Annotated in this window: 14 protein-coding genes and 2 pseudogenes; 11 read left to right on the forward strand and 5 right to left on the reverse strand. The window is 68.5% G+C overall.

Annotation, left to right across the window (positions count from 1 at the left end; genetic code table 11):
* Positions 1–18 precede the first annotated feature (18 nt).
* The 5 genes from I5E_RS09400 to I5E_RS09420 all read left to right on the forward strand — a co-directional run bounded on the left by I5E_RS09400 (position 19) and on the right by I5E_RS09420 (position 3376).
* The gene (locus I5E_RS09400; protein WP_022906754.1) at positions 19–435 is read left to right on the forward strand and encodes an arsenate reductase ArsC; all 417 of its coding nucleotides are present in this window, start codon (positions 19–21) and stop codon (positions 433–435) included.
* A 20-nt stretch (positions 436–455) separates the two neighbouring features.
* A complete protein-coding gene (locus tag I5E_RS09405) occupies positions 456–1853 on the forward strand; it encodes an FAD-dependent oxidoreductase (protein ID WP_022906755.1) in 1398 nt (465 codons plus the stop codon).
* Positions 1854–1865: 12 nt separating this feature from the next.
* Positions 1866–2261 carry an arsenate-mycothiol transferase ArsC gene (locus tag I5E_RS09410; RefSeq protein ID WP_022906756.1) on the forward strand — a complete coding sequence of 132 codons (396 nt, stop codon included), beginning with the start codon at positions 1866–1868 and terminating at the stop codon, positions 2259–2261.
* Positions 2258–2779 carry a GNAT family N-acetyltransferase gene (locus I5E_RS09415; RefSeq protein WP_022906757.1) on the forward strand — a complete coding sequence of 174 codons (522 nt, stop codon included), beginning with the start codon at positions 2258–2260 and terminating at the stop codon, positions 2777–2779. Before I5E_RS09410 ends, I5E_RS09415 begins: the two co-directional genes overlap by 4 nt.
* A 369-nt stretch (positions 2780–3148) precedes the next feature.
* The gene (locus I5E_RS09420; RefSeq protein ID WP_022906758.1) at positions 3149–3376 is read left to right on the forward strand and encodes a hypothetical protein; all 228 of its coding nucleotides are present in this window, start codon (positions 3149–3151) and stop codon (positions 3374–3376) included.
* A gap of 114 nt (positions 3377–3490) precedes the next feature.
* Here I5E_RS09420 and I5E_RS24430 read toward each other — a convergent pair whose 3' ends face one another.
* The gene (locus tag I5E_RS24430) at positions 3491–3856 is read right to left on the reverse strand and encodes a hypothetical protein (RefSeq protein WP_141859569.1); all 366 of its coding nucleotides are present in this window, start codon (positions 3854–3856) and stop codon (positions 3491–3493) included.
* Between I5E_RS24430 and I5E_RS09430 the strand changes: the two genes are divergently transcribed.
* On the forward strand, positions 3849–4265 hold the full coding sequence (locus I5E_RS09430; protein WP_022904490.1) for a nuclear transport factor 2 family protein: 417 nt from the start codon (positions 3849–3851) through the stop codon (positions 4263–4265). The genes I5E_RS24430 and I5E_RS09430 overlap by 8 nt on opposite strands.
* A 54-nt stretch (positions 4266–4319) precedes the next feature.
* Here the strand turns inward: I5E_RS09430 and I5E_RS09435 are convergent, their stop codons facing one another.
* Complete coding sequence (locus I5E_RS09435) at positions 4320–5183, reverse strand: 3-hydroxyacyl-CoA dehydrogenase family protein (protein WP_022906759.1); 864 nt, start codon at positions 5181–5183, stop codon at positions 4320–4322.
* Positions 5184–5291: 108 nt separating this feature from the next.
* Here I5E_RS09435 and I5E_RS09440 point away from each other — a divergent pair, with 108 nt between their 5' ends.
* From I5E_RS09440 to I5E_RS09460, 5 genes are all read left to right on the forward strand, one after another.
* Complete coding sequence (locus I5E_RS09440; RefSeq protein WP_022906760.1) at positions 5292–6050, forward strand: acetoacetate decarboxylase; 759 nt, start codon at positions 5292–5294, stop codon at positions 6048–6050.
* A 10-nt stretch (positions 6051–6060) separates the two neighbouring features.
* A complete protein-coding gene (locus tag I5E_RS09445) occupies positions 6061–6735 on the forward strand; it encodes a TetR/AcrR family transcriptional regulator (protein ID WP_022906761.1) in 675 nt (224 codons plus the stop codon).
* Positions 6736–6755: 20 nt separating this feature from the next.
* Entirely contained in the window at positions 6756–7652 is an 897-nt protein-coding gene (locus I5E_RS09450; protein WP_022906762.1) for an alpha/beta hydrolase fold domain-containing protein, read from the forward strand.
* Between the two features lie 46 nt (positions 7653–7698).
* Positions 7699–9108: a hypothetical protein gene (locus tag I5E_RS09455; RefSeq protein WP_022906763.1), complete on the forward strand. Its 1410-nt coding sequence runs from the start codon at positions 7699–7701 to the stop codon at positions 9106–9108.
* A 194-nt stretch (positions 9109–9302) separates the two neighbouring features.
* Positions 9303–9827 (forward strand): AAA family ATPase, encoded by a 525-nt coding sequence (locus tag I5E_RS09460; RefSeq protein ID WP_031262027.1) that lies wholly within the window; start codon positions 9303–9305, stop codon positions 9825–9827.
* Between the two features lie 8 nt (positions 9828–9835).
* On the opposite strand, the gene I5E_RS23500 is transcribed toward I5E_RS09460, so the two are convergent.
* The 3 genes and pseudogenes from I5E_RS23500 to I5E_RS09470 all read right to left on the reverse strand — a co-directional run.
* Positions 9836–10081: a hypothetical protein gene (locus I5E_RS23500; protein WP_083857924.1), complete on the reverse strand. Its 246-nt coding sequence runs from the start codon at positions 10079–10081 to the stop codon at positions 9836–9838.
* 43 nt (positions 10082–10124) lie between these two features.
* Positions 10125–10349 (reverse strand): annotated as a pseudogene (locus tag I5E_RS26970) (AAA family ATPase); the annotation flags it as partial.
* Positions 10350–10646: 297 nt separating this feature from the next.
* Positions 10647–11194: pseudogene (locus I5E_RS09470) on the reverse strand (3-beta hydroxysteroid dehydrogenase); the annotation flags it as partial.

Here is an 11194-nt window from a genome sequence, read left to right on the forward strand (position 1 = left end):
CGAACCGAAAGCACCGCCATGACCGCGACCCCCACGATCCTGTTCGTCTGCGTCCACAACGCCGGCCGCTCCCAGATGGCCGCCGGCTACGCCCAGGCCCTCGGCGGCGACCGCGTGCAGGTCCTCTCCGCGGGCAGTGAGCCGAAGGACCAGATCAACCCCGTCGCGATCGAAGCAATGGCGGAGGACGGCATCGACATCGCCGCGAATTGGCCGAAGATCCTCACCACCGACGCCGTCCGCGACTCCGACGCCGTCATCACCATGGGCTGCGGCGACGCGTGCCCGATCTTCCCCGGCAAGCGGTACGAGGACTGGGACCTCACCGACCCCGCCGGGAAGGGCATCGACGACGTCCGCCCGATCCGCGACGAGATCAAGACCCGCGTGCAAGCGCTCCTGGCCGAGCTGCTGCCCACCGAAGCATCCGCCTGACCACCGGAAGGACCACCCCCATGACGCTCACCCTCACCGTCCCACCCCGGGCCGACGCGGACCGCTTGACCGGGCTGCCCGTCGCCGTCATCGGCGCCGGCCCCGTCGGGCTCGCAGCCGCCGCGCACCTGCTCGAGCAGGGCCTGCCCGCCGTCGTCTACGAAGCCGGCGACCAGGTCGGCACGTCCGTCCGGGCGTGGGGGCACACCAGGCTGTTCTCCCCGTGGCGGTACGTCATCAATGACGCCGCCCGCCGCCTCCTCGAACCCACCGGCTGGACCGTGCCCCGCCGGTCGTCGCTGCCGACTGGGCACGACCTCGTCGCCCAGTACCTCGAACCCCTCGCCCAGACGCCGGAGCTGGCACCGGCGATCCGGTACGGGGTCCACGTGGAGGCGGTGTCCCGGCAGGGCATGGACCGCACCCGTTCCGCCGGCCGCGCCGACACCCCGTTCCTCCTTCGCCTCCACACGAGCGACGGCGTCGAGGACGTCACCGCCCGCGCGGTCGTCGACACGTCCGGCACGTACACGTCCCCGAACCCGCTCACCGCCGCCGGCCTCGCACCCGCCGCGAACCTCGGCGACCGCATCGTGCACGCCCTCCCCGACGTGCTCGGCGCGGACCGGGCACGATTCGCCGGGAAGCGGGTCCTCGTCGTCGGCGCCGGCCACTCGGCCGCGAACACGCTCATCAAGCTCGCCGCCCTCGCCAAGGACGAACCCGGCACGACGCTGCTGTGGGCGATCCGAAACGCCGGCACCGCCCGCCTCGGCGCGGACGCTGCCGACGGGCTCGCCGCACGCGGGCAGCTCGGCTCGAACGTGCACGGCCTCGTCGAGTCCGGGCACATCGAGCAGCTTGCCTCATTCGAGATCGACGACGTCCGCCCGAACGGCGATCAGGTCACCGTCACCGGCCGCCGTGCCGGGGATCCGTTCACCGTCACGGTCGACGTTGTGGTGAACGCCACCGGGTTCCGGCCCGACCTCGACATGCTCCGCGAGATCCGCTTGGGCCTCGACGACATCGTCGAAGCACCCCGCGCGCTCGCGCCACTGATCGACCCGAACCTGCACTCCTGCGGGTCCGTCCCCCCGCACGGTGTCGCGGAGCTGGCGCACCCGGAACCGAACTTCTTCATCGCCGGGATGAAGTCCTACGGCCGCGCCCCCACGTTCCTGCTCCTCACCGGCTACGAGCAGGTCCGCTCCATCGCCGCGGAACTCGCCGGCGACCACCAGGCCGCCCGCGACGTGCAGCTCGTCCTCCCCGAGACCGGCGTCTGCACAACCGACATCGGCGGCTCATCCTCCTGCGACGTCCCCACGACGACCGCAGTGTCCGAGGGGTCGTCGTGCTGCGCCGCACCCGCCCCGGCCGCTCCGCCCGCCAGCAGCTCCTGCTGCACGAACTGAACCGGACCCCACATGACCGACAAGCCCACCGTGCTGTTCATCTGCAAGCACAACGCCGGCCGCTCCCAACTCGGCGCAGCCCTCCTCGAAGTCGCAACCCCAGACCGCTACACCGCCACCTCCGCAGGAATCGCTCCCGCCGACGAGGTGAACCCGTCGATCGCCGCGACCGTCGCGGAACTCGGCCTCGACATCAGCAACCGAACCCCGCGGAAGGTCACCCCAGAACTGCTGGATCAGGCCGACGTCGTCGTGCTGATGAAGCCCGGCCTCGACCTGCCCGCGACACCTCGCGGGAAGGTGTTGCAGTGGTCGTTCCCGGACCCGGACTCCTGGTCCCCCGACGACGTCCGCCCCATGCGCAACGCCGTCGCCGCCCGCATCCAGGACGAGCTCCTGCACCCATGACCGACAACACCCCGGTCACCGTTCGGCCGATGACCGCCGCCGACTGGCCCAGTGTCGAGACGATCTACCGAGAGGGCATCGCAACCGGAAACGCAACGTTCGAGGCGGAACCGCCAAGCTGGGAAGCATTCGACGCCGGCAAGCTGCCCGAGCACCGGTTCGTCGCCGTCGCCGGCGACGAGGTCCTCGGCTGGGTGGCGGTCTCCCCGACCTCCACCCGGCCGGTGTACCGGGGCGTCGTCGAGCACTCGGTGTACGTCGCCGCCACAGCGCGCGGCCGCGGCGTCGGACACCTGCTCCTCGACGCGCTCATTGCGTCGACGGAGGCCGCTGGGATCTGGACCATCCAGTCCGGGATCTTCCCCGAGAACACCGCCTCCCGAGCCCTCCACGGCCGCCACGGGTTCCGCGAACTCGGCACCCGAGAACGCATCGGCCTCATGACGTTCGGGCCGTGGACCGGGCAGTGGCGCGACAACGTCCTCGTCGAACGCCGAAGCCCGCGCGCCGGTTCCTGAGCAGGAGCGGCACGCCCCGATCCGCACGCTTGCAGGTACGTTCCAAAACCCGCTATGCTGTGGCATGCGTCATTAGTGCGCGCAAAAAGCCAGTCCATCGGACTGGCTTTCGTCATGTCCGGCCCGAACCGTAGGCTGGAACCGCTCGGAACGACTCTGCCCTCAGCGCAGCACCCGAGCAACACGAACAGGCCGGACCCGTCAGGGCCGGCCTTTTCCATGCCCTCAACGCGCGAGCACCCAGCAAGCCGACCGCTCGGCGCATAGGGGTACTAAGCGCCCACCGGGCGCTCGCGTCGGCTTCCGACGCTCTAGACCCCCGCTCACGACGAGCGGGCTGGCCACACGGCCAAACCCGAAGGAGGCAACATGCCCATCACCGACACCACGGTGGACATGCTGACGGCCTTCGGCGGCACCACCCTGACCGGCATCATCGCGGTCGTCCTCCCCGTGCTCGGCTTCCTCCTGCGCAAGCAGGTCACGGAGCTGGTTAAGCACGTCGTGGACGTCATCGACGACCGCACGCTGGCCAAGGACCCCGAGCGGGCACGCATCGTCGCAGAACTGCGGCGAGCCCGTCTCGGGAACAAGTAGCCGCCGAAAAACGCCAGCCCTCATTCGGGAAGGAGAGCTCTGCCCTCCCCCGTATCGATAGAGGTGCCTTCTACGAGACTCAACACGACACCCTGTCGTCTCAATAGCCGATTGTCAACCGGACGGCACCTCTGTCGCCAACTGCTCGCCATGCCCCACCCACGTCTGAAACGGCACGACCGATCGATAGGGGCAGCGATGCTGAATCTGCAGTTCCTTGCGCCGGTGGTACTGGTTATCGTCGCCGTGCTCGTCTTCCTCGCGGCCCGCGGGAGCATGGGCTGAAACCCGCTGCCGGATCAGCAGGACGCGCGACGTCGAGTTCGAGCCGAGCGCCGCTCCCGCGACCGATAGCCGGTCGTCAACCGGACCCAGCGAGCCAAGTTCGTCTTCCGCCTTTGGTGATGGGAAGCTGGTAAATGTCGCCCGGCCCGAGCTGCTGTGGGCCGAACCCCTCCGAAAGCGATCACTGATGACCATCCCCGCAACGACCCTCACACAGCTCGTCGATGCATACCTCGCAGCTCTCGGATCAGCCGACGTAGACGCGGTGCTCGCCCTGTTCACGCCGGACGCGATTGTGAGCTCACCGCTTTACGGGGAGCAGCCCGCCCGCGACTTCTACCCGACATTGTTCGCCGACACGGCCGCATCCGTCCTCACGCTCCGCCGAACCTTGGTCAGCACAGACGACTCGGCTCCGACTGTTGCGTTCTGGTTCGACTTCGATTGGACGCTCTCGGACGGCACCCCTGCACCGTTCTCCGTGGTTGACGTCGCCGAGCTAGACCTGGAAGCCCGGATTCAACACCTGCACATCGTGTACGACACCGATCCCATTCGAACTGCTTGGGAAGCCCAACAGGCCGGCGGTAACCCCCGTTCATGAAGCAGCGAGCGACTATCCGATAAGGGATCGCTCTCCGGACGCGCTACGACTGCATCAGCGGTCGTAGGTGTAGAAGCCGCGGCCGGTCTTCACGCCGAGGTTGCCGGCGTCGACGTACTCGTGGAGCAGCTTGCGGGGTCCTTCGGGCAGGTGCGGGTTCTCGGCGGCGTAGTGGTCCTCGATGTCGAGGACGACGTCGAGGCCGACCTGGTCCATCATCCGGAAGGGGCCCGCGGATGAGCCGGAGTTGACCTGGAACATGGCGTCGACGTCTTCTGGGGTGGAGACACCGTCAGCGACGACCGCCAGTGACTCTCGCTTGATGGCGGCCCAGATGCGGTTGAAGATGAATCCGGTCGACTCCTGGTGGGCTACGAACGGGAAGACCCCGTAGCGGGGCAGCTGCTCTTTCAAGAACGTAAGGATCGCCGGGTCGGTCTGCCCGTCGCTCATCAGGTCGACGGCGTTCTGCCGAGGCGGCATGTAGAAGTGCATGTTCAGCACCCGCTCCGGGTGCGAGACGTCGTCGATCATCAGCCGGGACGCGTACGACGACGAGTTGCTGGCGAGGATCGCGTCCGCCGCGACCGCCCGGTCGAGCTGGCCGAACACCGTCGTCTTCAGCTCGAGGCGTTCCGGGATCGCCTCGACGACCAACCACGCCTGGTTGACGGCGGTGGCGAGGTCGCCGTCACCGCGAACGGTGCCAGCGACGGCACCGTGACGGCCTGCCACAACGTCCGGCAGCGCGTGCTCGACGTAGGAGACCGCGTCAGCGCGGACCTGCTCGGACAGGTCGTAGATGCGGGTGTCGGCGCCGCCGCTTGCGAACATGAGGGCGATGCGGCGACCGAGGGTGCCACCGCCGATCACGGTGACCGGGCGGGACTGGGAGTCCTCGGGCAGCTGGAAGGTCATGACGGTTCCTCTCGTGGAGACGCGGTCCGGAATCCGAGCTTGTGCACTCGATCCTGTCGATGCAGACTGTACTCGATACGATCCGTATCGTGCAGGAAGGTCGACACCATGACTCCGCTGGAAGCAATGCAGCGCGGCACCACCCTGCTCACCGCGCCCGTCTACCCGCTCCGGACGACGCGCTTCATCGACCGCGAGTACCTCAACGTCGTCTACCGCACCGACCCCGACGCGCTCCGCGCGATCGTCCCGGAACCGCTGCAGGTGGATGAGCCGCTGGTCCGGTTCGAGGTGATGAAGATGGGCGAGGTCGACGGGTACGGCCCGTACGTCGAGTCCGGCCAAGCGATCCAGGTCTCCCTCGACGGCGAAGACGGCGAGTACCTGCACGCGATGTACCTCGACAACTTCGCCGCGACCGTCGCCGGCCGCGAGCTCAGCGCCTACCCGAAGGTGCTCGGCACGCCGCGCCTCCGTGTCGATGAGGGTGCCCTCATCGGGACCCTCGATCGCGGTACGGAGCGGGTCGCGACGGCGACGATGGCGTACAAATGGGAGCCGCTGGACCTCGAGGAGGCGAAGGCGCAGATCACCGTCCCGACGTTCATGGTCAAGCTCGTCCCGGACGTGTTCACGCAGGGGCTCCGCGCAGCCGACCTGGTGCGCACGGAGATCACCGACATGACGGTCAAGGAAGCCTGGACCGGCCCCGCCCGGCTGCAGCTGTTCCAGCACGCCCTCGCCCCGATGGCGGACCTACCGGTCCTCGAGGTCGTCTCCGCGTCCCACATCGTCACCGACCTGACCCTGGCGCCCGTGCAGTCGGTGTTCGACTACCTCACCTCGAATGGGCAGGCGACTCAGTAGCGTGACCGCCATGACCACTCCTTCCCCCGCTGCGGCTCCACGGCCGGTCCGGCGGCGCAGCAGCACCCGTGCACAGCTCGTCGCGGCCGCCGAAGCGGTGTTCGACGAGACCGGTACCACCGCGGTCAGCGTCGAGGCGATCGTCGCCCGTGCCGGCTTCACCCGCGGCGCGTTCTACTCCAACTTCCGCAGCGTCGACGAGCTGTTCTTCGCCGTCTACGAACAGCAAGCCGCCACCGTGTTCGATCTCCTCACCGGCGTGCTCGGCGACGCGCGCGCCGCGGAGCACCCCTCCCTCGACGACGTCGTCCGCGGAGTGGTCGAGGGCCTGCCGCCGGAAGAGAAGTGGTACGCCATCCGATCGGTGCTGATCACGCGTGCCCGGCACGACGAGACCGTCAACCGGCTGGTGCGCGAGCACACAGACCACTTCCACGACACGCTGCAGCCGCTGCTCATCGGCAGCCTTGCACGCATCGGCCTCCAGCCCACCGTGGATCCGGCGCTCTTCACTCGAGCGGTCGTCGCGGCGCACGTCGGCGCCGTCAGCCAGAGCGTGCTGCACGACGACACCGAACTGGTCCGGATCACCGCAGTCGAGGGCTGCATCCGCGGCCTCACCGAATCCATCCCCACCGACGCGGCCTCCGCCCGTGGCGCGTCGCTGCCGGCCAGGTCCTCCTGACCAGAAAGAGTCGCCACAGCATGTTCCTGCCCGAAGCGATCATCCCGCCGTTGCTACGCGCGACGCACGCGAACGCACCCTTCCTCACCGAAGCCGGCGCCATCGAGGAGGTCCGGAAGCTCGCCCTCACCCCGACGCCGTGCGGGCCGCCGAAGCACCTCCGCCGCGACGTCACGGTCACGGTCCGGCGGGAAGGACCGCACCCCGTCTACACGGTCACGCCGTCGAAGACGACCGCCACGGGACACGTGATCTACGTCCACGGCGGCGGGTGGGTACACGAGATCAGCCGGCAACACTGGGCCCTGATCGCACAGATCGCTGCTGAGGCGAACACCACCGTCACCGTCCCGATCTACGACCTGCTCCCACACGGCAACGCAGGTTCCGCGCACGACCTCGTCGTCACCCTGTTCCAGCAGGCGTCGGAACACGACAACGACGTCCGGCTCGCCGGCGACTCCGCTGGCGGGCAGATCGCGCTCTCCGCTGCACTGACGCTCCGCGATCAGGGACACACGAGCATCCGTACGGTGCTGCTGTCCCCAGCACTCGACCTGACGTTCTCGAACCCGCAGATCCCGGTCGTGCTGCCGACCGACCCCTGGCTGGGCATCGACGGTGGCCGGTACCTCGGCAACCTGTGGGCTGGTGACCTGCCCGTCGAGGACCCTCGAGTCAGCCCCCTCAACGGTGACTTCGCGCGCCTCGGACCGATGATGATCCTGACCGGCACCCACGACGTCCTCAACCCTGACGCGCACCTGCTCGTCACCAACGCTCGCGCGGCAGGCGTGCAGGTCACGGTCGTGGAGCGGCGAAACGCGATCCACGTGTTCCCGCTCCTGCCCACCCGCCCATCCGCCACCGCCCGGAGCCGCATCGTCGAAGCGCTCCGCGTCGGCAAGCCCGCCTGACGACCGCACCCTCACGAGCCATCGCAGCACCCACGGAAGGAACGACGTGACCACCGACCAGGACCGCATCGACCGTCTCCGACGACTCGGCCCCCGCACCTCCGGCAGCGACGCCCACCACGCCCTCATCGAAGACGTCGCGGACGAGCTCGCCCAGCTCAGCTACGACGTGCACCGAGACACGCACTCCTTCGACCGGTGGGACGTCACCGCGGACCAGATCGCGCTCCGCATCGGCGACCGGTCAGTGCCCCTGTCCTCCGCATGGCCGTACTCGGGTCAGACAGGCCCGGCCGGCGTCACCGGCGAACTGGTGTTCGTCCACGGCCTCCGCAAGAACTGGAAGGCCGCCGCCGGCAAGATCGCCGTGATCGACGTGCACAACATCGACGTCCCCGCACATCTCCTGCTGGACAGCTGGGACGGCGCGCTGCCCTTCGAGACCGTCGCGAACCCGGTCATCGGCTCCGAGCTCGGCGGGACAGACCTCTCCAAGGCGCGAGAAGCCGGTGTCCTCGGCGTCGTCGCCGTGTGGCGGGGCATCTCCGACGAAGCAGCTCGCGGGCAGTACCTGCCCTTCACCCGTGACTACCAAGACATGCCCGCGGTATGGGTGCCGGAGTCCGCACGCCAGGGCGTACTCGACGCGACGAAGAACGCCGAGACCGCCACGCTCACCCTCGACGCCCGCAGGACGCCCGCGACGATGGACACCCTCTGGACCATCTCAGAAGGATCCGGACCCCACGCGAACGAGTCTGTGCTCGTCATCACGCACAGCGACGGCGGAAACGCCGTCGAAGAAAACGGCCACATCGGGCTCCTCGCACTCGCCCGCGACGCAGCGAACACACCCCACGACCGGACCATCGTGTTCGTCTACACCGCCGGACACCTCCGCATCCCCGCCGTCACCGAGCACGGCCAGGCGACCACCGCATGGTTGGACGCCCACCCAGACCTGTGGTCCCCGGAAACTGACGGCCTGACCGCTGTTGCCGGCCTCGCGATCGAGCATCTCGGAGCCCGCCACTTCGACACCGACCCTGCGACCGGCCACTACGTCGCAGACGGCAGGGCGGAACCGGAACTGCTCTACGCCACCACACCCGAGCTCGCCGAACTCGTCCGCAGGACCTGGCAGGGCGTCTCCGACCACGCGACTCCCGTCAAGCCGGGCGCGTTGATCCACCTGGGCGAGGGAGAACCTCTCCACGACGCCGAGATCCCCGCCGTGGCGCTCGTCACCGGGCCGCTCTACCTCCTCGCCGAAGTCGACGACGATCTCGTCGACATCGACGTCCTCACCCGCCAAGTCGACAGCTTCCGACGTCTCCAGACCCACCTCGCCGGACCAGCCGAGGCGGAGACCTTCGGGACGGTGAAGCTTGCCGGCAAAGCGAGGAAACTCGCCGCCACTACCCGCGCTCTCACCTTCGTCGCCACACACCAATAGGTCCACCAAGCCCATTCAGACCGAACCGCAAGAACGGTACGAAGCCACCCTCACAGCTCGTTGCCGAGGGTGGCTTCGTCCCTTGAAGCGTCTCACTAGCCGATCGTCAACCGGCCGCAGCCCAAGAGCGCCCGGGGAGGTATTCGCTGGGGGTTGCCACGCTCGATGGCGTCGACGGCGATAGGGTCCGAGGCATGGCGCTGGTGCTGACGTGTGGACTGTCGTTCTCGGGTAAGAGCACGTTGGCTGTTGAGATGTCCAAGGCGTTGCCGGCCGCGCTGCTGAGTCTGGACCAGATCAACGAGGAGCGTGGCTTGCGCGGCGGGCAGGGCATCCCGTCGGAGGAGTGGGCGGCCACCAATCGGATCGCTCACGAGCGTGCCCGTGCGCTCCTCGCCGATGGCCGCCACGTCGTCGTCGACGACACCGGGTCACCGCGTTTCATCCGTGATGAGTGGCGCGCAACAGCCTCATCGGCAGGTGCTCCTTTTGTGCTCGTGTGGGTGCAGATCGACCGGGAGTTGCAGCGGCAGCGGGTCTTGGCCAACAGGGCCGATCCGGGAAGGCCTGACGTCACCGACGCGGTGCTCGAAGAACACGGAGCCAGCTTCGAAGCACCCGGTGACGAAGAGCCGTTTGTCGTCGACGCGGCCTCCACGAGTGACCCAGCGACCATCGCTGCCGTCATCCAGGCAATCGAGGCCGCAACGGTCCGGTAGCGAACCCCCTATCGGGCATGAAGCTCGAGGAAGTCGAGGGCCTGCCGGACCGTCTCGTCGAGCGGACGGGTGCTGTCGATGACGAGCCGATCGTCCGTGCGCGGCTCGTACTCCTCGATGGTGCGCTGTACCTCGTCCCACGTCGGCAAGGTGAACCCGGGCAGGTCGTTCGCACGCTGCTCCACGCGGCGACGGTGTTCGTCGACGTCGGCACACACCACCTCGATCACGCGCAGCGGGACCCCCTGCAGCATCCGCTGTCGATACCCACCCGGCCCGAGCAGGTTCAACACCACTCACCGCGTCCGCGATGACCAGCTGACCGCGTCGCAGATTCGGCACCGCGATGGCATGCATGATCGAGTACGCAGCGATTTCCGACTGATCGCGCGGTATCCGGTACTTCCACATCGCACTCTCGATCGCATCAACGCGAAGCGTCAGCGCGGGGGCCAACTCCGCGATCGCAGCAGACAGCGTTGACTTCCCAGCACCGGGAAGACCACAAACCTGTACAAGCATCGGCAACTCCCTCGTTGGTCCTACCGACCTGTCTATCGGTCGTCGACGCTCGGTGCCAGCAAAGTGGAAACGACCAACGAAGCCCCCGAGCCGCGACCGGTAGCCGGTCGTCAACCGGACGCTCGGCAGTGAGGACGGGGGTCTTTGCAGGGCTGCGCCTGCGCACTGTCCGGATGGGTGGTCCGGAACAGGTTCCGGTGAAGGTCCGCTACGCGAGACGGCCAAGGGGGCCACGCGGACCGGCCCGGGTGGGCGATCGGCGGACCGGAGAGCGCCCGTCGACAGGCCGGGGATGCCTCAAGGGTGCAGCAACTCGAGATCGTCGAGGAGTGACGGGTGCGTCGGCTCCCACCCGAGTGCCCTCCGGGTCTGCGCGCTGGAGGCTGGCTGGTCCATCGCGAAGATGGGTCCGAGCGGGCCGAACGTCTCGTCCGGTACGGGCTCCACCGGCAAGCCGAGTCGACGGCCGATCACCGTCGCGATGTCGAGGACCCGGTCCCCCTCGTCGGCGACCGCGTGCCAGCTGCTGCCGCCAGGGGCTGACTCGAGCGCGAGTCGGAAGAGCGTCGCGGCGTCCCGGGCGTGGACGGCGGGCCAGCGTTGTGTTCCGTCGCCCGGGTACCCGGCTGTGCCCGAGCGACGAGCGGCATCGGTCAGGAGGCCAGCGAAGCCGCCGCGGCCGTTCTCGTGCACCGTCCTCGGCATGCGGACCACGGAGGCCCGGACGCTCTGCGCGGAGAGCGCGAGCAGGGTGGACACGGCAACGGCTCGGCTACCGACGGGGCCGTCCGTCGGGAGCGGGTCGACTTCGGTCGACAATCGTCGGGGCACCCAAGGCGTGCCGG

The sequence above is a fragment of the Curtobacterium sp. B18 genome (assembly GCF_000333375.1).
GTDB lineage: Bacteria > Actinomycetota > Actinomycetes > Actinomycetales > Microbacteriaceae > Curtobacterium.